This is a genomic window from Candidatus Deferrimicrobiaceae bacterium (assembly GCA_035256765.1).
GTDB lineage: Bacteria > Desulfobacterota > Deferrimicrobia > Deferrimicrobiales > Deferrimicrobiaceae > CSP1-8.
Genome location: DATEXR010000120.1, coordinates 1 through 20,388, shown reverse-complemented (window position 1 = coordinate 20,388; position 20,388 = coordinate 1). Strand labels below are relative to the sequence as shown.

The window sequence follows — 20,388 nt, the reverse complement described above, 5'->3', positions numbered from 1 at the left end:
CTAGAGGATTCTCATCGGCATGATGATGGCGAGGTAGCTCTTGTCGGTCGCCGGCCGCACGATCACCTGGGACACCTCGTCCTTCAGTTCCAGCCGGACCGTATCCTCGGAGATTCCGCCGATGGCGTCCTGGAGATATCGCCCGTTGAACCCGATCTTTACCGGGGCGCCCTCGTACTCGATCGGCAGAAGATCCCGCGCCTCTCCGAGGTCCGGGCTGGTCGTGGAGACTTCCAGTTGCTTTCCCGAGAACGAGAGCCGGATGCTGTTCACCTTGTCCGGCGCCATGACGCTCACCCGCTTCAGGACATCCAGAAACGGCCCCCGGGGGACGTTCGCGACGATCCGGTTCTCCTTGGGAACGACCTGCCGGTAATCCGGGAAATCCGCGTCGAGAAGCCGGACCCATACCTCCGTGTCCCCCTTCCCGGCGAAAAGGAACTTCTCCGTGGCGGAAAGCTCCAGGGAGCCCGGCCCCCCGTCGGAAAGCTTCCGGATCTCGACCAGCCCTTTTCTCGGGACGAGCACGCGCTTTTCCCCCAGAAGCCCCGCGAGGTTCGGGACCTCCCCGTCCGCGATCGCGAGCCGGTGTCCGTCCGTGGCCACCATGCGGAGCACCGTCTTCCCCTCCTCCTCCTGCTTCTCCAGGAGAACTCCGGACAGGTTGTACCTCGTCTCGTCGCCCGTCGCGAAGGGACTTACGCGATCCACCAGCTTCCGGAACGTCTCCGAATCGACGGCGACGGGTTTCCCCTTCGGCCGTTCCGGCATCTCCGGAAAGTCCTCGCTCCCCAGTCCCGCCAGACGGAAATGTCCGCGCCCCGCCGAGATCTCCACGTAGTTCCCTTCTTTGCCCACGAGGGTGACGGGTCCTTGGGGAAGGACCTTCGCGATGTCGAACAGCTTCCGCGCCGGGAGGGCGAGGGATCCGGGCTCGACCACGTCCAGGGCCTGGGAGCATCGGATGACGATCTCCAGGTCGGAGGCCACCAGGGTGAGTCCCGGGCTGCCCGTCGGTCCCGCCTTCGGCCCCGCGGTGAGGAGCGTGTGCGACAAAATCGGCATGGTGTGCCGCCGTTCCGCCACTCCCTGGATGCGGGAAAGGATCCCCTCGAACTGGTCACGATCCACGGTAAAGTTCATCGCCATCCTCTTCTTCTTTCTTAAAGTAAGAAAGATCGTAGTTGCAGTAGGGAATGTGAATTTGTGGATAGGGGGCGAAAGGACGCCGTATCCTTCCGGAAAACGGTCGTGCAACCTGCGCGGAAACCGAAGGACGCAACGCCTTGATCCGGGGAGAAAGGAGCCATCCGCAAACCATCCACAGGGTTATCCGTTGATCGCTTTGCGCAATGCCTCGATGCTGTTTCTTAACGATACATCGTCTTTCATTTTTTTCTCTATCATTTTTACGGCGTACATGACGGTGGAATGGTCCCGGCCCCCGAAGCGCTGTCCGATGTCGGGAAAGGAGCAGTGGGTCATCTCCCGCATGAGGTACATGGCGATCTGCCGCGGAAGGGCGACCACCTTGTGCTTGCGCCCGGAGCGCAGGTCGGTGACTTTCACGCCGAAATGCTCGGCGACGAGTTTCTGGATGGTGTCGGGGGAGATTTCGCGGACCGAGGATTCCAGCAGGCGGGAGAGCACCTCGCGCGCCAGATCGATATTGATCTCCCGCTTCGTGAGGGAGGCGTGCGCCCCGATCCGGATCAGCGACCCCTCGAGCTCCCGGATATTGTTCTTGATCATGGTGGCGAGGAAGAGGGAGACATCCGGGGGGAGAGCGATCTGGTCGGCCTCCGCCTTCCGGTTCAGGATCGCGAGCCTCGTCTCCAGGTCCGGCGGCTGGATGTCCGCCACGAGCCCCCACTCGAAGCGGGACTGGATCCTCTCCTCGAGGTCGGAGATCTCCTTCGGGAACTTGTCGCTGGACACGACGATCTGCTTCCGGGAGGAGTACAGCTCGTTGAAGGTGTGGAAGAACTCCTCCTGCGTGCGTTGCTTCCCCGCGATGAACTGGATGTCGTCGACCAGGAGCACGTCGACGTTCCGGTACTTCTCCTTGAAATCGTGCATCCGGCTCGTGCGCAGACTGAAGATGAGCTCGTTCGTGAATTTCTCCGAGGTGATGTAGGCGACATGGACGCGCGGGTTCCGCTCCCGGGTGTGGTTCCCGATCGCGTGGAGCAGGTGGGTCTTGCCCAACCCGACGCCGCCGTAAATGAAGAGCGGGTTGTAGCTCTTGGCGGGATCGTTCGCCACCGCGTAGCACGCGGCGTGGGCGAACTGGTTCCCCGCTCCCACGACGAAACTCTCGAAGGTGTACCGCGGATTCAACTCTCCGTTGCGCGTGGTCGGTTTCGCCGGCTTCGTCTCCGACGCGGCGTCCGGGTACAGATCCGGGCCGGCGGCGGGCCGCTCCGCATCCCCTTCCTCCTCGCCTCCCACGACGATTTCGATGGTGACGTTTTTCCCGAGCTCCTTGCGCGCCGCCTCTTCGAGCTGCGGCATGTAGTTCTCCTCGATCCACTGCTTGAAGAACTTGTGGGGAGTGGCCACCAGGATCAGGGTGCCCTCGCGGGAGACGAAGCGCAGCGGGCGCAGCCAGGTCTCGAACACCTGGTCGCTCACCTTGGCCTTCAGCTGGGAAAGGACCGTGTCCCACGCCCGGGTTGTCACCGGTCGACCTGCCTCCATGCACTCTCCTGCACCGGGATAAAGGAGGAAAATAACATTTATTGTCCAGCGGTTAAGCGGTTTACTGCAAAAGGGTTGCCAACAAGGTTATCCACAGCTGTGGAAAAGCCAAAAGAAACTTGAAAATCAATATGTTATATTTGGAAAACCCCCGGTTCTTTTCTGCGAGTTCCTCGCATGGGTTCCTGTCGGAAGAGGAAGGATTCCGCCGCGTCCGGTGCATGAGGCGAAGGAAGGGTACCATACCGCGAAAAAGGGAATCAAGGATATTTTCCGGGACCTCCCTTCGTGGCGATCTTTTCCCGGTAGCGGTCCCAGTCCACGGCCGCCTCCAGGCCCGAACCGGCCTCCGAACAAGCGAGCCGGTATTCGGGAGAGCGAAGGTAGCGGCGCAGGGGATCGCGCAGCGGCATGACCTGCTCGGCCGGCTCCCAAAGGATCGGCAGGTCGGTGGCGCGGTCGATCAGGCACCCCTCCTGGACGGCCTCCGAGGCAAGGGCCAGGGGGATCCCCTTGAGGGCTCGCGCCATCGCCTGGAACCGCCCCTCGGACTGCGGGTCGAGGAACCGGAACTTCCGGGAGTAGAAAAGGGCGGTGTGGAAATGATCGGGGACATCGAGCACGCCGTCGAGCGGGAACTCCCTCCCGATCCCCCGAAGGAGGGACAGGCATCCCGAAAGGAGTCCCAGGCCCGGCCGCTCCTGTCCGGGGAGCCTTGGGCGGTCGATCGAAAACGGACGTTCCGGGTCGGAAAGCAGAAGCCAGTGGAGCAGAAGCATCCGGAAGACGCTCTCCTCCGTGAACGGCCCGATCGGCTTCCCCGGGCGGAACGCGGCGATCTGCACGCGCACTTCCATGAGGAGGCGGCCGCGCGACCTGCTCCCGGCGTACAGGCAGATGCGCTGGTCCTGCGGGTCCCCGCACTGGAGCGCGAGGAGAGGGTTGCGATATCCCCATCGTGCGAGTCCGTCGAGGATTCCCGCGGCCCGGATCCGTTCCCGGATCTCCTCCGGGCCGAACCGGCCGAAGAGGAGGTTTTCCGGGTTGTGGCCCGCAAGTTCGAAGAGGAGTTCCCCGGCGGAGGGAAAGGCCTCTTCCCTCGTTCTCCCGGTCCGCAGGAGAGGAAAGGAAAGAAGCCGGCGCAGGGGAGAAAAACGGCGGGAACGGCTTCTGCTCATGGCAAGCGCAGTGTACCATAGGGGGAAATTGAGGTTGACAGGGGCGCAACAAAAGGAATACCTTACTTATTTCCCAGGGACAGCGCTTGGCACCAAGGAAGGAGTGGTCCTTACGATGAAACGCACCTACCAGCCCCATAACAGGCGGCGGCTGCGAACCCACGGATTTCGCCGGCGCATGTCGACTCCGGCGGGCAGGCTGGTCCTTTCCCGACGCCGCGCGAAAGGGCGGAAGCGGCTCGCCGTCTCGGTCAGCGGCAAGAAGTAATCCATCCGGATCGGGAAGGGCAGGGCGCGGTGGGGGATTGTCGGCTTTCCAAGGCGGATATCCTTCGCACCGACCGCGAATACCGGGACGTGGTTCGCCGGGGGATGCGCGCGTCCACGCCGCACTACACCATCTACCGGGACAGCCGTGTTCGTGCGCCGGCGGAAGACGGGCCCGTCGCCGGGAAGATCGGTATCTCCGTCGGCCGGCGGGTCGGGACCGCGGTGGTCCGCAACCGGTTGAAGCGGGTCCTGCGGGAGTTCTACCGGCTCCACAAGGGGATCTTCCCGGGGGGGACCCGAACGGCCATCGTGGTGCGGAAAGCGCCCCGGGAAGCGGATCTCGCATCGGTGTCCGCGGAGCTCCTTCCCGCGATCGAACGCCGGTGGGGAAAGAAGGGGGAGCCTTCCCTTTGCAGGCAAGAGACATCCCGATAGGTCTTCTCAAGGTGTACCAGCGCCTGGTCTCACCGTACCTTGGCGACTGCTGCCGGTTCCATCCGAGCTGCTCGGAGTACATGATCGGCTCCCTGCGGCTGAACGGCGTCCTGGTGGGCTTCCTGGACGGGATGCGGCGGGTCGTGCGGTGCCACCCCTTTCATCCCGGGGGGATGGACTACCCTAGGCGCATCCAATTCTTTCGCACGAGGTCTCGATGGAAAAACGGATGATCCTGGCGATCGTCCTCTCAATCGCCATCCTGCTTGCCTGGCAACGTCTGTTCGCTCCCGAGCCGGCCAAGACCCCGCCGCCGACCGCGCAGCGGCAGGAGGCGGCGAAGGCGGGGACGGGGGACAACGCGGCCGGCGCCGCAAAACCCCCGATCCGTGCAGTCGCGCAGCCCCCGGTGGCCGGAGCGATGGCACCCGGCCGGGAGAATCCCCTCCGGTGGATCACCGTCAAGACTCCCCTGTACAACGCCGTCGTGTCCACCGCCGGAGGCGGGATCCAGTCCTTTGCCCTGCTCCGGTACACCGATCACCCCCCGCCGAAGGGGAAACCGCTCGATATCATCGGCTCCGGGGCGATCCGTCCCCTTCCCCTGGACCTGTCTTTCGGGGAGAGCCAGCCCGCCTTTCCGGCGCTGCCGGTCTTCGCTTCGGATGCGCCCGACGAACTTTCCGTCCCGGAAGGGGGGAAAACGGCCGTCTCCCTGTCCTGGCAATCCGCGGCCGGGGTGCGGATCGACCGGGAATACACCTTCACCGGCGGGAAATACGATTTCGAGGTGGCCCAGAAAGTGACGAACGGGTCGGCGGGGTCGTTGCGGCTCAAGCCGGGGATCGAGATAACCCAGGTCTTCGCGGGGGAGCTGGGCGGCGACTCCTACTCCTTCATGGGAGCCGTCGTGGACAGCGGCGGAAAGGTCGAGCGGCTCGACCTGAAGAAGATCGGGAAGGGGGGGATCGGAAAGGTCCCGGTGCGCTGGGCCTCCGCCGACGCCAAGTACTTCACGCTGATCGCCATCCCCGAAAAGGATTGGAGTCTCGACCAAGCCACCCTGCTGGGGGAAGAGGGGGTCCGGATCGTCCTCGCCGGCTCCCCGGCGGTCCTCGGGCCCCGGGAGGTGGTCTCCTTCTCCGTCCGGTCCTTCATGGGGCCGAAGGAGTACAACCTTCTCGAGGCCACGGGCAAAGACCTGGAGAGCCTCGTCGATTACGGGTGGTTCGCGGTGATCGCCAAGCCGCTCGTCTGGGTGCTCACGGCGAGCAACCGCGTCACGGGGAATTACGGGATCGACATCATCCTGCTTACGATCCTCATCAAGATCTTCTTCTATCCCCTCACGAAGAAGTCGATGGCCTCCATGAAGAAGATGCAGGAGCTCGCCCCCATCCTGAACAAGCTCAAGGAGAAGTACAAGGACGACAAGGCGAGGCAGCAGCAGGAGATGATGAATCTCTACAAGACGTACAAGATCAACCCCATGAGCGGCTGCCTCCCGATGCTCCTCCAGATCCCGGTCTTTATCGCGCTCTACAAGGGGCTCCTCGTGGCGATCGAGCTTCGCCACGCCCCCTTCATGCTCTGGATCAACGACCTGTCCGCGCCCGAGCACCTCTGGGACATCGAGTTGGCGGGGTACACCCTCCCGATCCGGCTGCTCCCCCTGCTCATGGGGATCTCGATGTTCGCCCAGCAGAAGCTCACGCCATCGGCGGGGATGGACCCGACCCAGCAGAAGATGATGCTCTTTCTGCCCGTCATCTTCACCTTCATGTTCTGGGGGTTCCCGACCGGGCTCACGATCTACTGGCTGGTGAACAACCTGCTTTCCATCGGGCAGCAGCTCATCCAGAACCGGCAGCTGGAAGCGGAAAAGGCGGCCCGGGCGTAACCAGGTCTCCGGGGGCGTTTCCTTCTTCCGCTCCCCCAAAGGAGGACCCGTGGACGAACATGGGCCCTGGTCCCGCGCGGCGCCGGAGGGGGGACCGGGCGGCGACGGCGGGACGACGATCGTGGCACCCATAACCCCCCCCGGCTCCGGTGCCGTATCCCTCCTGCGCCTCTCCGGACCGGAATCCTTCCCGATCGCGTCCCGGATGACCGGGGTGGATCCATCCCTTGTCCCGTCGCGCACGCTTGTCCGGTGCCCGTTCCGCGACAGCCGGGGGGAGGAGATCGACTCCGGGCTGATCGTCTTCTTTCCCGCACCGAGGAGTTTCACCGGAGAGGATGTGGCGGAGATCCACATGCACGGCAATCCCGTTCTCGTGGAGCGGGCCGCCACGGCTGCGTGCGCTCTCGGGGCGGTCCCCGCAGCCCCCGGGGAATTCTCCCGCCGCGCCTTCGAAAACGGAAAGATGGACCTGACGCAGGCGGAGGCGCTCGCCGACCTGATTGCGGCCCGCACGGAAGGGGCGGCCCGGGCGGCTCTGCGCCAGCTCCAGGGAGGAATCCGGGAGGCGATCACCCCTCTTCGGGAACAGATCGTATCCCTTCTCACGATCCTGGAGGCCGCGATCGACTTCTCCGACGAGGACATTCCCCTGATAGACAATGCACAACTAATAGAACGGGTATCAGATTTGAGGATACAGGCAGGGCGGTACGCCGCATCGTACACCCGCGGGCACCGGTACCGGGACGGGGCAACGGTGGCGATCGCCGGGGTGGCCAACGTGGGGAAGTCCCGCCTGCTCAACCGCATTCTGGGGGAGGAGCGGGCGATCGTCACGGAGATCCCGGGGACCACGCGGGATTACCTCTCCGGGGAGGTCTCCCTTTCGGGGATTCCGCTTCGGCTTGTCGACACCGCGGGGTTGCGGGAGGCGGAAGATCCGGTGGAGCGCGAAGGGGTGAGGCGGAGCCGGGAGATCATCGCGGGGGCGGACTTGACCCTGTTCGTCCTCGACGGGAGCCGGCCGGCGCACGGGGGGGATCGCGATGCGTACCGGGAGATGGCGGACCGCCCCCACCTGGTCCTCGTGAACAAGCAGGACCTGCCGGTCGTCGAGGACGGCTCCTTCTTCCGCGGTCCCGGCAGGAAAGGAACGGTCCCGCTGTCGGCGAAGACCGGAGAGGGGATCGACGCGCTCCTCAGGGCGATTGCCGCCGAACTCGCCCCCGGGGAGGATGCTATAATGGCCGAGGCGCCGCTAACCCGCCTGCGCCATCTCGAGGCGGTCCGGAAGGCGGACGTCGCCCTGGAAAGGGGCCAGGAGGCGGCGGGGAGGGCGCTTTCCCTGGAGTTTCCTGCCGCCGACATCCGGGAAGCGGCCCGGGCGCTCGCCGAACTCACCGGGGAGATTGCGCCCGAAGAGGTGTTGCAAGCCATCTTCCGCTCCTTTTGCATCGGGAAGTAGAAATCAGGAGATGTCCCCGGGGAGGGAAGGTGTTCCACGTGGAACAGGGGGAGGAGAGCGGCAGTGAGCGTGTACGAGTACCCGAAGGAGTACGATGTCGTCGTCGTGGGCGGGGGGCATGCCGGCTGCGAGGCGGCGCTGGCCGCCGCCCGGATGGGGTGTTCCACCCTTCTTCTGACGATCAACGCCGACGCCATCGGGCTCATGTCGTGCAACCCCGCCATCGGGGGGCTGGCCAAGGGGCACCTCGTCCGCGAGGTCGACGCCCTGGGCGGGGAGATGGCGAAAAACATCGACGCGACGGGGATCCAGTTCCGCCAGCTGAACACGAGCAAGGGGCCGGCGGTTCGGTCCTCCCGGGCGCAAGCCGACAAGCAGCTCTACCGTCTCCGGATGAAGAAGGTCCTCGAGAGCACCTTCGGGCTGGATATCAAACAGGCCATCGTCGACGCGGTTTACGCGGAAGGGGGGAGGGCGAAAGGGGTCGACACGAACCTCGGGGTACGGTACCGGGGGAAGACGGTCGTCCTGTGCACCGGGACCTTCCTGAAAGGGCTCGTTCACATCGGCCTGGTGAACTTCCCGGCGGGGAGGGCGGGAGATTTCCCCGCGATGAAACTCTCCGACTCTCTTCGGGAATTGGGGTTTTCGGTCGGAAGGCTCAAGACCGGCACCACCCCCCGGATCGACGGGAAAACGATCGATTTCTCCCGGACCGCCCCCCAATGGGGCGATGACCCTCCCGTTCCGTTCTCCTTCGGGAACCGGGAGATCCGAAGGCCCCAGGTGGCGTGCTACGTCACCTATACGAACGAACGGACCCACGAGGTGATCCGCTCCGGCCTCTCCCGCTCCCCTCTGTATTCCGGGGTGATCCAGGGGATCGGGCCGAGGTATTGCCCCTCCATCGAGGACAAGGTGGTCCGGTTCGAAGACAAGGAGCGCCACCACGTCTTTTTGGAGCCCGAGGGGCTTCGGACCGCCGAGTATTACCCGAACGGGGTCTCCACGAGCCTTCCCTACGACATCCAGGTCCGGATGCTTCGGACCATTCCCGGCCTCGAGGAGGTGGAGATCATCCGCCCGGGGTACGCCATCGAGTACGATTTCGTCGATCCGGTGCAGCTTCTTCCCTCCCTGGAAACGAAGATCGTGGAAAACCTGTTTCATGCCGGGCAGATCAACGGAACCAGCGGGTACGAGGAGGCCGCGGCGCAGGGGGTGGTCGCAGGGATCAACGCGGCGCGCAGGGTGCAGGGGAAAGAGCCCGTGGTATTTCACCGCAGCGAGGCGTACATCGGCGTGATGATCGACGACCTGGTCACCAAGGGAGCGAAGGAGCCGTACCGGATGTTCACCTCGCGGGCCGAATACCGCCTTCTTCTGCGGGAGGACAACGCCGACCTGCGCCTGTCCGAAACGGGACACCGGGTGGGGCTGCTTCCCCCGGACCGGTACGGAGAATTCCGCGCGAAGCGGGAGGGGCTGTCCTCCCTGCTGTCGCTCCTGGCGGCATCCCGTGTCCCGGCGGGGCATCCCCTGGCCAGGGCCGCGGAGGAGGCGGCTGGGGCGCCGGTCCGTCCCGGGATTGCGTACGAGGAGCTTTTGCGCCGCCCCGGGGTGACAGCCTCCCTGATCGTGGCGAACGACCCGAAATTTCAATCGTTTTCCCCGGAGGTGGCCTCCCAGGCGGAACTGATCGTCAAGTTCGACGGGTATATCCGCCGCCAGGAGGAGGAAGCCAAAAAACTTAAAAAATACGAAGAGTTGAAGTTTCCCGGCGACTTCCCCTTCGAATCCGTCTACGGCCTGTCCGCCGAGGTCCGGGACAAGCTTGTCCGGGTGCGCCCGGCCTCGATCGGTCAGGCCCAGCGGATCCCCGGCGTCACCCCGGCGGCGGTGGCCCTCCTCCTCGTCGCGCTGAAAAAAAGCCGGGCGGCAACCCCCGCAGGCTGGTGACCCGCGATACGGTTCCGTTTCCGCCGCTGTCCTCCACCGGGGACACTCCTGGAGGTTGTCGGTGGTATGGTTGGAGGAGTGTCCCCGCCCAGGAGGGAGGAGTGTCCCCGCCCACGGGGGGGTGTTCCACGTGGAACAGGGGCCCCGAGAGATCACCGGGGACATTCCTCGAGGTTGTCGGGGGACACTCACAAGGGGGACACTCCCAAGGGGGACACTCCTATATCAAGTTGTTCGTTGAGGAGTGTCCCCGCCCAGCGTTGAGGAGTGTCCCCGCCCAGGAGGGAGGAGTGTCCCCGCCCACTGACATCCCGGTTCCCTCGGCGGAATTTCTCGCCGGGTTGATCGCCGGGGCAGGCCTTTCCGTGCCGCCGGAGGCCGTCGGGAAACTGGTCGCCCACGCCGGGGAGATGTTGCGCTGGAACCGGTCGATCCGGCTCACGGCGATCACCTCCCTGGAGAAGGTCGCGGTGAAACATATCCTGGATTCCCTCTTCCTCCTTGCGTTTTGCCCGTTCCCCGGGCGGATCCTGGATTTCGGGTCGGGGGCCGGCTATCCGGGGATCCCCCTGGCGATTGCCCTTCCCGGATCGCACGTCGTCCTTCTGGAGTCCTCCGCGAAAAAGTGCGCGTTCCTGTCGCACGTCCGCCGAATGCTCTCCCTTTCCAACGCGGAAGTGGTGCAGGGCCGGCTGGAAGGGAGAAATCCCCTCTCCATCGGGCGGTTCGAGCATATCGTCACCCGGGCCACACTCCCGGCGGCGGAAGCCGTCGCCGTTCTCCTGCCGTATTTCGCCCCCGGGGGGCGCTTTCTCGGGATGGAGGGCCCCGGGAGGAAGAGGGAGGCCGGGAGGGAGGAACGGTTGTTGCCGCGGGGGGCCGTCCCGGGCCGCACCGTCGGGTTCGAACTTCCTTTAGGCATGGGGAGGCGAAAGATCCGGGAGATCCTCCTCCCGTAAGGGATCGGGGAATCCCGGTTTCACCCGACGCGGATTGAGGGGAGCGGCGGGGACGGCCGGAAGATTTTCTTTCCTCTGCCAACCCCCTGCGTGGTAAAAGAAACCGGTACGTGCTGTTTCCATTTTCCGGGTTCGCCGGCCCCTGGAGCAATACCGCTTGGTCCATGTCATCGCCGTTGCCAACCAAAAAGGGGGGGTGGGGAAGACCACCACGGCGGTCAATCTCGCCGCCTCCCTTGCCGTGATGGAGAAGCGGACCCTTCTCGTGGACCTGGATCCCCAGGCGAACGCGACGTCGGGGATCGGTGGCGACCCGGGAGGGGATACCGAAAAGAACACCTACCGGGCGCTGATGGGCGAAATTTCGGCGGCGGAAGCGGTCCGCGGTACGGATCTGCCGTATCTTTACCTCCTGCCCGCGTCGGGAGACCTGATCGGGGCGGAGATCGAGCTGGTCACCCAGGAAAGGAGGGAAACGCGGCTTCGGGAGGTTCTGCGGCCCCTCGAGGGGTCGTACGAGGTCATCCTCATCGACTGCCCCCCCTCCCTGGGGCTGTTGACCGTCAATGCCCTGTGCGCGGCCCGGTCCGTGCTGATTCCCCTGCAGTGCGAGTATTACGCCCTGGAAGGGTTGGGATCCCTCTACCGCACCATCGAGAAGCTCCGGGAGTCGGTAAACCCCACCCTCCGTGTGGAGGGGGTCCTCCTCACCATGTTCGACTCCCGGAACAACCTGGCCCACCAGGTTGCCGCGGAAGCCCGGGAAAACCTAAATTCTCAAGTATTTCAAATAGTTATACCACGTAACGTGCGGCTTTCCGAGTCCCCTTCCTTCGGGAAGCCGGCGATCCTGTACGCGGTGAGTTCGCGGGGGGCGCAGAGCTACCTCGAGCTGGCCAAAGAGATGGTGAGCCGATGGAACGAAAACCCGATCCGGTGAAGAGGAAGGTGTTGGGGAGAGGCCTGTCGGCCCTCCTGCCGGGCCCCTCCGAACGGGAGCCCGACTTCCTGCGCATCCCGGTGAGCGAAATCCGGGGGAGCGGCCAGCAGCCAAGGCGCTCCTTTGCCCCCGAGGAACTGCGGGACCTGGTCGAGTCGATCCGCGAGAAGGGGGTCCTCCAGCCCGTGATCGTGCGCCCCACGGCCGCCGGGTACGAGCTCGTCGCGGGGGAACGCAGGCTTCGCGCCGCCCAGGCAGCCGGCGTGGGGACGATTCCCGCCATCGTGAAGAAGTTCTCGGACCGGGAGTCGCTCGAGGCGGCCCTGGTGGAGAATGTCCAGCGGGCGGACCTGAACGCCATCGAGCTTGCGGAGGCGTACCAGCGGCTTGCCGCCGAGTTCTCGCTCTCCCACGAGGAGATCGCGCGGCGCGTGGGGAAGGACCGCGTGACGGTGGCGAACACGGTGAGGCTGCTCCGGCTCCCCGCCGACGTGAAGCAGGCCGTCGTCGACGGACGGCTCTCCGCGGGGCACGCCCGCGCGCTTCTGTCGGCGCCCGCCGGCCGCCTCGTGGCGATCTTCGAGGTCGCGTTGCGCAAGGGTCTCTCCGTCCGCGAGGTGGAGCGGCTGTGCCAGGAGGGGGAAAGAAAAGGGACCAGGCGCAAACCGCAGCGGCACGACCCGCATCTTAAGGATTTGGAGGACCGGCTCTCGCGGATGGGGGGAACGAGAGTGCGCGTCCGGGGAACGCCGAAAAAGGGGCGGATCGAGGTCTCCTACTTCTCCGAAGGGGAATTTCAGAGACTTTGCGAGATTCTTTTCGGGGGGAAGTAGACCGCCCTGGAGGGACCTGTTTTTCTCGCAGGGGGGAAAGGCCGTAAAAAACAGTTGCATCGAGATAGGCTTGTGCTATATTTCGCCGCATAAGCCATCCAAATCTTTATCCGGCAACGGATAAACTCCGAAAGGAAAGGAGCGTAAAGAAATGCGCAAGTATTGGTCTCTGTTCCTGGGTTTGTTGCTGGCCGCATCCATCGGACTCGCAGCGTGCCAACAGCAGACGGCACCGCCTCCTCCGCCCCCGCCGCCTCCGCCGGCTGCGGCTCCCGCGGACAACGCTGTGAAGCCACCGGCCCCGGCGGAAGCACCGAAGCCGATGGAAGCACCGAAGAAGTAACCCGACGGGGCAAGTCACGTTCCTGGAAGGAGGGAAATCCTCCGGGGAACGAAGGCGGGTTCCGGAAAAAAAGGGCGCCGCGGTTCGCTGCGGTGCCCTTTTTTCCTATTGCTTCCGGACCGCGCCGTATTGACAGCGTTTCTCCCATTAACTGCTTGACAGCCGCTTTCCTCCCGTGATATCAATCTCCCGTTTATCGTTCTGACTCCTGTCGCAGTGTACCGTTTCGTAAATAGCTTGACGCACCGAGAGCGTCGATGCGCCGCGCCTTGGCGAAGGCGCGCGACTGAGGCATACCGCTGAGTATGGGGAAGAAGCGCAACGAAGCGGGAGCGGATGCAGCGGCGCTCGAATGCCAAGGTATTTGCGAGACGGTGCACTAGCCTGCAGGGAATCCCGGGGGGAGACGGTTCCATGGAACTCGTCCTCAAGATATTCGAGACGCTGGACATCACGCTGTTCGCCGTCCTCCAGATGGGACTGGTGGTCGTCCTCACATTCATTCTTTCCGTCACGCTGGTCCGGCCGATACTCGCCACGTTCCGGGAACGGGAAAACCTTTCCGTGACGCCGCTGGAGGAGGCCAAGCATGCCGTCGCCGAGGCCGACGCGAAGAACCGGCGGTACGACGACTCCCTGCGGAAGGCGGCCGCCGAGGCCCTCGCCCGCAAGCGGGCGCGGATGGAGGAAGCGGCCCGGGGCGAGCGGAAGAGGATTGAAACCGTCCAGGAGGAAACGAACCGGCAGATCGAGGCCATGAAGGAACAGATCGACGCGGAGAAGGAGAAGGCCGCCCGGACGCTGCGGGACGAGGTGTCGGGTCTCTCCCGGGGGATCGCCGAGAAGGTTCTCGGAAGGACGGTTGCATGAGCTCGATCCTTCTTGTCCTTGCCTCTCTGGCCTTGCCGTCGATCGCGGCCGCCGCGGAAGGGTCGGCCGGCCACGCCGGCGTCCCGTGGTGGGAGATCTTCAAGCAGGCCGTGAACTTCGGCATTCTGGTCGGAGTGCTCGTCTACTTCCTGAAAAAGCCCCTCGGAGCGTATCTCAAGGAGCGGACCGCGTTGATCCGGAAGTCGATCGATGAGGCCAACCACGCGAGGGCGGACGCCTGGGCAATGCTCGCGGCGATCGAGGATCGGATGGCCAAGCTTGCCGGAGAGATCGCGGAAAGAAGCCGGAAGATGGATGCCGGGGCCGAGGAGGAAGCGCGGAGGATCCGCGAGGCGGCGCAGGCCGAGATCGAAAGGCTCCATGCCCAGGTGCAGTTCGCCGCCGACCAGGAGGTGAAAAAAGCCCGGGCCGAACTCCGCAGGGATGCGGCCGAGCTTTCCGCGCAGGCCGCCCGGGAGATCGTGGCGAAGACGATCACCCCGGAGGACCAGGAACGGATCGTGCGGGAGAACATCGACCGGATCCAGGAGATCGTTCGGTGATCGGCGGAAGCCTGGCACGAAGATACGCCCGTGCGCTGCTCGCCATCGGGGGGGAAGAGGGCAACACCCGCAGGATCCTGGAGGAGACGGAGCGCTTCGTCGCGCTCGTCACCGAAATCCCCCTCCTGCGCGAGATCCTGGAAGCCGCGCACATCAACCGCCGGGACAAGAAGGCCGCCCTCGAGGCGTCCCTCGCCCCCTTCGGGTTTCTCCCCTCGACGAGGAATTTCCTGTTTCTGCTGGTCGACAAGAGGAGGATGAACCTCCTCGCCGCGATGGTGTCGGAGCTTCGGCGGCTGTTCGAGCAGAGCGAGGGGATCGAGCGGGTCGAGGTCTCGGTACCGATGCCTCTCTCGGGCACCCAGCGCGACCTGCTCGAGTCCGTCCTCGAGGGGCAGACCGGCAAGAAAGTCGTGTTGGAGGAGAAGGTCGACCCGGACGTGCTGGGGGGGATGATCGTCAAGGTCGGTTCCACCGTCTACGACGGGAGCGCACGGACGCAGATCCAACAGATCCGGGAAAATCTAGAGAAGGGGTGAGCCAAGCGCCATGAGCATCCGCGCCGATGAGATCACGGAGATCCTGAAAAGCCAGATCAAGGGGTATGAAACCCGCGTCGACGTCGCCGAGACCGGCGTCGTCCTGTCCGTCGGGGACGGCATCGCCCGCGTCCACGGGCTGGAGAAGGCGATGGCCGGGGAGCTTCTCGAGTTCCCCGAGAACGTCCGGGGGATTGTGCTGAACCTCGAGGAGGACAACGTCGGCATCGCCCTTTTGGGCGACGACCATCTCATCAAGGAAGGAGACGTCGTCCGCCGCACCGGCCGCATCGTCGAGGTGCCGGTCGGGGACGCGCTGGTCGGCCGCGTGTTGAACTCCCTGGGGCAGCCGATCGACGGAAGGGGGCCCATCGAGACGAAGGAATCCCGCCGCATCGAGCTCATTGCCCCGGGGATCGTCAGGCGCCAGCCGGTGAAAGAGCCGCTCCAGACCGGAATCAAGGCGATCGACTCGATGATCCCGATCGGACGCGGGCAGCGCGAGCTCATCATCGGCGACCGCCAGACGGGCAAGACCGCCGTGGCCCTCGACACGATCATCAACCAGAAGGGGGCCGGCGTCATCTGCGTCTACGTGGCGATCGGCCAGAAGCAGTCGACGGTCGCCCAGGTGGTCGAGAAGCTCCGCCAGTTCGGCGCGATGGACTACACGATCGTCATCTCCGCGACCGCCTCCCAGTCCGCCCCGATCAACTTCATTGCCCCCTACGCGGGGTGCACGATGGGGGAATACTACCGCGACAGCGGCCGTCACGCGCTGTGCATCTACGACGACCTGTCCAAGCACGCCGTGGCCTACCGGCAGCTCTCGCTCCTGCTGCGCCGGCCGCCGGGGCGGGAGGCGTACCCGGGCGACGTCTTCTACCTGCATTCTCGGCTGCTCGAGCGCGCAGCCAAGCTCTCCGACGCCGAGGGGGGCGGGTCGCTGACGGCGCTGCCGATCATCGAGACGCAGGCCGGGGACGTATCCGCCTACATCCCGACGAACGTCATCTCCATCACCGACGGCCAGATCTACCTCGAGGCCGACCTGTTCTACGCCGGGGTCCGACCGGCGGTCAACGTCGGCCTCTCCGTGTCCCGCGTCGGCGGGAACGCGCAGATCAAGGCGATGAAGCAGGTCGCGGGGCGGCTCCGCCTGGAGCTGGCGCAGTACCGCGAGATGGCGGCGTTTGCGCAGTTCGGGTCGGACCTCGACAAGGCCACCCAGATGCAGCTGGCGCGGGGTGCCCGGCTGGTGGAGATCCTCAAACAGAACCAGTACGAACCCCAACCCGTCGAGCAGCAGATCGTGACGGTCTTCGCGGCGACCAACGGCTTCACCGACGTCTACGACGTCTCCTTGCTCGCCCGCTACGAGATCGAGCTTGCCGCCTTCATGCGGGACCGGCACGGCGCGACCCTCGCGGACCTGCTCGAGAGGAAGACGATCGACGACGACCTGAAAACAAAGCTCATCGCCGCCCTCGAGGAATTCCGCGGCGTATTCCAGGAATAACGGCGCGCAAAGGGGCGACGAGGAACCATGGCGAACCTCCGCGCGATCCGGAAACGGATCGGCAGCGTCAAAAGCACCCAGCAGATCACCAAGGCGATGAAGATGGTGTCCGCTGCGAAGCTCAAGCGGGCGCAGGACGCCATCGTCGCCGCGCGGCCGTACGCACGCCAGATGCGGGGAGTCGTCCAGGCTGTCGCTCGGCGGGCCGGGCAGGATGTGCACCCGCTCCTGTTATCCCGGGAGACGAAGAAGCTCGGACTCCTCGTGATCACCTCGGACCGCGGGCTGTGCGGGGGGTTCAACTCGAACCTGCTCCGCGCGGCGAACCGGTTCCTCCAGGAGAACCGGGAGAGATACGAGGAGGTCGCGCTCTGTGTGGTCGGCCGGAAGGCCCGCGATTTCTTCCGCAGGCGACACGTGCCGATGCGCAAGGAGTACATGAACGTCCTCGGGACGCTGTCTTACGCTCATGCCAAGCAGATCGCGGACGACCTCGTGGGTGGTTTCCTGGCGGAGGAGTTCGACGAGGTGGTGATCGCGTTCAACGAGTTCCGGTCGGCCATCTCGCAGAGCGTCCGGAGGGAAAGGCTCTTCCCCATCGCGATCGAGGCGGCGGAAGGGGAAGCGCCCGAGGCGGGCATCGACTACCTGTACGAGCCGTCCCAGAAGGAGATCCTGGCGACCCTCCTCCCGAAGTACGTCGAGATGCAGATCTTCCGGATGCTGCTCGAATCGGTGGCGGGGGAGCACGGCGCGAGGATGACGGCGATGGATTCGGCCACGAACAACGCGGTGGACATGATCTCCCGGCTCACGCTTCAGATGAACCGCGCGCGGCAGGCCTCCATCACCAAGGAACTGATGGAGATCATCGGCGGAGCCGAGGCGCTCAAGGGATAACATCGATCGATGGCTCGCCCCCGGGCGGGCCACTTTGCTACGGATATCGAAGGAGGCGAGGGAATCATGAACAAGGGAAACATCGTCCAGGTGATCGGGCCCGTGGTCGACGTCCGGTTCGAGCCGGGCCAGCTTCCGGCCCTCTTCAACGCGATCAAGCTCACGAACCCGAGCATCAGCGACAAGGAGGGGAACTTAACCGTGGAAGTGGCCCTGCACTTGGGCGACAACATCGTCCGCACCATCGCGATGGACACGACCGACGGCCTCGTCCGCGGGATGGAGGCGACCGACACCGGCGGCCCGATCACCATCCCGGTCGGCCCGCAGACGCTCGGCCGCATCATGAACGTGATCGGGAATCCCGTCGACGAGATGGGGGAGATCACCACGGAGAAACGGTACCCGATCCACCGGCACCCCCCCTCCTTCGAGGAGCAGTCGACCAAGGTCGAGATCCTCGAGACCGGGCTCAAGGTCGTCGACCTCCTGGCTCCCTACTCCAAGGGGGGGAAGATCGGCCTGTTCGGCGGCGCGGGCGTGGGGAAGACCGTCATCATCATGGAGCTCATCCACAACATCGCGATCGAGCACGGCGGCTATTCCGTGTTCGGCGGCGTGGGGGAGCGCACGCGCGAGGGGAACGACCTGTGGCTCGAGATGAAGGAGTCCAAGGTTCTCGAGAAGGCGTGCCTGGTCTTCGGGCAGATGACCGAGCCTCCCGGCGCGCGGGCGCGCGTCGGCCTGTCGGCCCTCACCGCCGCGGAATATTTCCGCGACGAGGAGGGGCAGGACGTGCTCCTCTTCATCGACAACATCTTCCGGTTCACCCAGGCCGGCTCCGAAGTGTCGGCGCTTTTGGGCCGGATCCCCTCGGCGGTCGGCTACCAGCCGACCCTGTCCACCGACCTCGGGGAGCTCCAGGAGCGGATCACGTCCACGAACCGCGGCTCGATCACCTCGGTGCAGGCGATCTACGTCCCCGCCGACGACCTGACCGACCCGGCGCCTGCGACGACGTTCTCGCACCTCGACGCCACGACCGTGTTGTCCCGCCAGATCGCGGAGCTCGGGATCTACCCGGCGGTCGACCCGCTGGACTCCACCTCGCGGATCCTCTCCCCGCTCGTCCTGGGGCAGGAGCACTACGATGTCGCCCGCGCGGTCCAGAAGGTCCTCCAGCGGTACAAGGACCTGCAGGACATCATCGCGATCCTCGGCATGGACGAGCTCTCGGAAGACGACAAGCTGCTGGTCGCCCGGGCGCGCAAGATCCAGCGGTTCCTCTCGCAGCCGTTCTTCGTCGCCGAGCAGTTCACCGGGATTCCCGGAAAGTACGTCCGGCTCGAGGATACGATCCGTTCCTTCAAGGAGATCGTCGACGGGAAGCACGACGAACTCCCCGAGCAGGCATTCTACATGGTCGGCACGATCGAGGAAGCGATCGAGGCGGGGAAGAAGCTCCTCGCCGTCACCTGACGCGCGGCCCGGGCGCCAGGCCGGGTCGTCCCGCTACCCGGGGTAGCGGGGGAAAGACACCATGGGATCAGGGATCCGTCTCGAACTGGTCACCCCGCAGCGGCTCCTCGTATCCGAGGACGTGGACGAGGTCATCCTGCCCGGCTACTACGGGGAGTTCGGGGTGCTTCCCGGGCACACCCAGTATCTGGCGATCCTTTCGATCGGGCTGCTCCGCTATCGGAAGGGGGAAGAGACGACCCCGGTGGCCTTGGGCGGCGGGTTCGCGGAGGTGGCCGCGGAGCGGGTGGTCGTCCTGGCGGATGTTGCGGAGAAGGCGGGGGAGATCGACGTCGACCGCGCGCGGAAGGCCCAGGAACGGGCCGAGGCCGCCCTGAAGGATCTTTCGATGGACGACGAGACGTACCACAAGATCTACTCCGCCCTCCGGAAGGCGATCGCCCGGATGGCCGCCGCAGGGTAACCGGCATCCAGGGAACCATTCCCGGGAGATCCCGGCATTCGAGTACCGCTGCAGGGGGCCGGTCCCCGGAAGGGTTTCGTCGCGAGACAAGGGAGACCCGAGGCGAGGCGGGCAAGCGCAGGAGCGAGCGCGGAGGCGTACGGCAAGTACGCCGCACAAGCGAGCGACGAGCACGCCCGACGCAGCCCGGGGATCGCTTGTCGCAGCAGAAAAGGCAGCCCTTTTAGCGACCGGCGCCTGCGGCGAGGGAACGCACCGCCAGCCCTTTGTCGGACTCCCTGCGCCCGGCTCGGCGTACCGCAAGTACGCCTGCGCCGTGCTCGGTCGTCCTTCGCGGCCTGACGGCGCATCCGCTTCGCCTCGGCTGCCGACCCTTCCGGGGACAGGCCCCTCCCGCCGGCTTCGTTGCCCGCCCTCACCGTACCGCTGTGGGTACGCCTCGGCCGGGCGCCTCCCCGGACGGGGCGCATCGGCCCTCTCGGTGCACGGGCTCTTCCGGAACGGATCCCTGAATGCCGGTTGGCCGCTAACCCGCATTTCTCACCAGGGTTCGTCGCGAGGCGGTGGAGACGGGCGTGGATACAAGGCGCGCGACCGAGGGCCCCGGAGACGTAGTGGACACTACGTCGAGGAGCCCGACCGAGCGCAACGCAGTAGGCATGCCTGTATCCGCCGCCGCAGCAGAAGCCTGGTGAGAAATGCGGGCTAAGGTTTGCATATTTATACGGGGGCAGATATAATGTCCCGTACTTGCGCGATTTGGGCATCACCGCCCGGATTCAGCAACAATTCATTTTCAGGAGGCAGATGTGGCAACAGGAAACGTGAAGTGGTTCAACGACGCGAAGGGGTTCGGATTCATCAGCCAGGAGAACGGGCCGGATGTATTCGTCCACTTCAGCGCCATCCGGGCGGAGGGCTTCAAATCTCTCCAGGAAGGGGATCGGGTCGAGTTCGACATCACCCAGGGTCCCAAGGGACCGCAGGCGGCCAACGTAGTCAAGGCCAAGTAATCCCTCACAATTTCAGGGTTTCTACCTGGGAACGAAAAAACCCCCCGGCGGGGAATC

The 20,388-nt window shown here is 65.0% G+C and carries 19 protein-coding genes; 16 read left to right on the top strand and 3 right to left on the bottom strand.

The annotated features are described in order from the left end of the window. From dnaN to VJ307_04075, 3 genes are all read right to left on the bottom strand, one after another. On the bottom strand, positions 1 to 1,149 hold the full coding sequence (gene dnaN, locus VJ307_04085) for a DNA polymerase III subunit beta (protein ID HJX73315.1): 1,149 nt from the start codon (positions 1,147 to 1,149) through the stop codon (positions 1 to 3). Positions 1,150 to 1,329: 180 nt separating this feature from the next. After that, complete coding sequence (dnaA, locus tag VJ307_04080) at positions 1,330 to 2,700, bottom strand: chromosomal replication initiator protein DnaA (protein ID HJX73314.1); 1,371 nt, start codon at positions 2,698 to 2,700, stop codon at positions 1,330 to 1,332. 260 nt (positions 2,701 to 2,960) lie between these two features. Further along, entirely contained in the window at positions 2,961 to 3,878 is a 918-nt protein-coding gene (locus tag VJ307_04075) for a hypothetical protein (GenBank protein ID HJX73313.1), read from the bottom strand. Between the two features lie 115 nt (positions 3,879 to 3,993). On the opposite strand from VJ307_04075, the gene rpmH reads away from it, so the two are divergent. From rpmH to VJ307_03995, 16 genes are all read left to right on the top strand, one after another. Then, positions 3,994 to 4,146 (top strand): 50S ribosomal protein L34, encoded by a 153-nt coding sequence (rpmH, locus tag VJ307_04070; GenBank protein HJX73312.1) that lies wholly within the window; start codon positions 3,994 to 3,996, stop codon positions 4,144 to 4,146. A gap of 29 nt (positions 4,147 to 4,175) precedes the next feature. Then, positions 4,176 to 4,583 (top strand): ribonuclease P protein component, encoded by a 408-nt coding sequence (gene rnpA / locus VJ307_04065; GenBank protein HJX73311.1) that lies wholly within the window; start codon positions 4,176 to 4,178, stop codon positions 4,581 to 4,583. A 217-nt stretch (positions 4,584 to 4,800) separates the two neighbouring features. Continuing rightward, positions 4,801 to 6,483: a membrane protein insertase YidC gene (gene yidC / locus VJ307_04060; GenBank protein HJX73310.1), complete on the top strand. Its 1,683-nt coding sequence runs from the start codon at positions 4,801 to 4,803 to the stop codon at positions 6,481 to 6,483. A 49-nt stretch (positions 6,484 to 6,532) separates the two neighbouring features. After that, positions 6,533 to 7,951, top strand: a complete 1,419-nt coding sequence (mnmE, locus tag VJ307_04055) for a tRNA uridine-5-carboxymethylaminomethyl(34) synthesis GTPase MnmE (protein ID HJX73309.1) — start codon at positions 6,533 to 6,535, stop codon at positions 7,949 to 7,951. A gap of 63 nt (positions 7,952 to 8,014) precedes the next feature. Then, entirely contained in the window at positions 8,015 to 9,910 is a 1,896-nt protein-coding gene (gene mnmG, locus VJ307_04050) for a tRNA uridine-5-carboxymethylaminomethyl(34) synthesis enzyme MnmG (GenBank protein HJX73308.1), read from the top strand. Positions 9,911 to 10,200: 290 nt separating this feature from the next. Further along, a complete protein-coding gene (rsmG, locus tag VJ307_04045; GenBank protein HJX73307.1) occupies positions 10,201 to 10,869 on the top strand; it encodes a 16S rRNA (guanine(527)-N(7))-methyltransferase RsmG in 669 nt (222 codons plus the stop codon). Between the two features lie 157 nt (positions 10,870 to 11,026). Next, entirely contained in the window at positions 11,027 to 11,809 is a 783-nt protein-coding gene (locus tag VJ307_04040; protein HJX73306.1) for an AAA family ATPase, read from the top strand. Beyond that, positions 11,785 to 12,642, top strand: a complete 858-nt coding sequence (locus VJ307_04035; GenBank protein ID HJX73305.1) for a ParB/RepB/Spo0J family partition protein — start codon at positions 11,785 to 11,787, stop codon at positions 12,640 to 12,642. Before VJ307_04040 ends, VJ307_04035 begins: the two co-directional genes overlap by 25 nt. Positions 12,643 to 13,399: 757 nt before the next feature. Further along, positions 13,400 to 13,855 carry an ATP synthase F0 subunit B gene (locus VJ307_04030; GenBank protein HJX73304.1) on the top strand — a complete coding sequence of 152 codons (456 nt, stop codon included), beginning with the start codon at positions 13,400 to 13,402 and terminating at the stop codon, positions 13,853 to 13,855. Beyond that, positions 13,852 to 14,418 (top strand): ATP synthase F0 subunit B, encoded by a 567-nt coding sequence (locus VJ307_04025; GenBank protein ID HJX73303.1) that lies wholly within the window; start codon positions 13,852 to 13,854, stop codon positions 14,416 to 14,418. Before VJ307_04030 ends, VJ307_04025 begins: the two co-directional genes overlap by 4 nt. Continuing rightward, positions 14,415 to 14,957 (top strand): ATP synthase F1 subunit delta, encoded by a 543-nt coding sequence (atpH, locus tag VJ307_04020; GenBank protein HJX73302.1) that lies wholly within the window; start codon positions 14,415 to 14,417, stop codon positions 14,955 to 14,957. Before VJ307_04025 ends, atpH begins: the two co-directional genes overlap by 4 nt. Before the next feature lie 10 nt (positions 14,958 to 14,967). Beyond that, positions 14,968 to 16,476 (top strand): F0F1 ATP synthase subunit alpha, encoded by a 1,509-nt coding sequence (atpA, locus tag VJ307_04015; protein ID HJX73301.1) that lies wholly within the window; start codon positions 14,968 to 14,970, stop codon positions 16,474 to 16,476. Between the two features lie 27 nt (positions 16,477 to 16,503). Further along, positions 16,504 to 17,376 (top strand): ATP synthase F1 subunit gamma, encoded by an 873-nt coding sequence (atpG, locus tag VJ307_04010; GenBank protein HJX73300.1) that lies wholly within the window; start codon positions 16,504 to 16,506, stop codon positions 17,374 to 17,376. Between the two features lie 66 nt (positions 17,377 to 17,442). Then, entirely contained in the window at positions 17,443 to 18,855 is a 1,413-nt protein-coding gene (atpD, locus tag VJ307_04005; GenBank protein ID HJX73299.1) for a F0F1 ATP synthase subunit beta, read from the top strand. A 61-nt stretch (positions 18,856 to 18,916) separates the two neighbouring features. Continuing rightward, positions 18,917 to 19,318, top strand: coding sequence for a F0F1 ATP synthase subunit epsilon (locus tag VJ307_04000; protein ID HJX73298.1), 402 nt, complete (start codon positions 18,917 to 18,919; stop codon positions 19,316 to 19,318). An 809-nt stretch (positions 19,319 to 20,127) separates the two neighbouring features. Continuing rightward, entirely contained in the window at positions 20,128 to 20,331 is a 204-nt protein-coding gene (locus tag VJ307_03995; protein ID HJX73297.1) for a cold-shock protein, read from the top strand. Positions 20,332 to 20,388: the final 57 nt, after the last annotated feature.

What these genes read in the sequence shown, in the direction of transcription:
- dnaN (HJX73315.1), bottom strand. Translation starts at nt 1,149, where the DNA reads ATGGCGATGAACTTTACCGTGGATCGTGACCAGTTCGAGGGGATCCTT.
- dnaA (HJX73314.1), bottom strand. Translation starts at nt 2,700, where the DNA reads ATGGAGGCAGGTCGACCGGTGACAACCCGGGCGTGGGACACGGTCCTT.
- VJ307_04075 (HJX73313.1), bottom strand. Translation starts at nt 3,878, where the DNA reads ATGAGCAGAAGCCGTTCCCGCCGTTTTTCTCCCCTGCGCCGGCTTCTT.
- rpmH (HJX73312.1), top strand. Translation starts at nt 3,994, where the DNA reads ATGAAACGCACCTACCAGCCCCATAACAGGCGGCGGCTGCGAACCCAC.
- yidC (HJX73310.1), top strand. Translation starts at nt 4,801, where the DNA reads ATGGAAAAACGGATGATCCTGGCGATCGTCCTCTCAATCGCCATCCTG.
- VJ307_04035 (HJX73305.1), top strand. Translation starts at nt 11,785, where the DNA reads ATGGAACGAAAACCCGATCCGGTGAAGAGGAAGGTGTTGGGGAGAGGC.
- VJ307_04030 (HJX73304.1), top strand. Translation starts at nt 13,400, where the DNA reads ATGGAACTCGTCCTCAAGATATTCGAGACGCTGGACATCACGCTGTTC.
- VJ307_04025 (HJX73303.1), top strand. Translation starts at nt 13,852, where the DNA reads ATGAGCTCGATCCTTCTTGTCCTTGCCTCTCTGGCCTTGCCGTCGATC.
- atpA (HJX73301.1), top strand. Translation starts at nt 14,968, where the DNA reads ATGAGCATCCGCGCCGATGAGATCACGGAGATCCTGAAAAGCCAGATC.
- atpG (HJX73300.1), top strand. Translation starts at nt 16,504, where the DNA reads ATGGCGAACCTCCGCGCGATCCGGAAACGGATCGGCAGCGTCAAAAGC.
- atpD (HJX73299.1), top strand. Translation starts at nt 17,443, where the DNA reads ATGAACAAGGGAAACATCGTCCAGGTGATCGGGCCCGTGGTCGACGTC.
- VJ307_04000 (HJX73298.1), top strand. Translation starts at nt 18,917, where the DNA reads ATGGGATCAGGGATCCGTCTCGAACTGGTCACCCCGCAGCGGCTCCTC.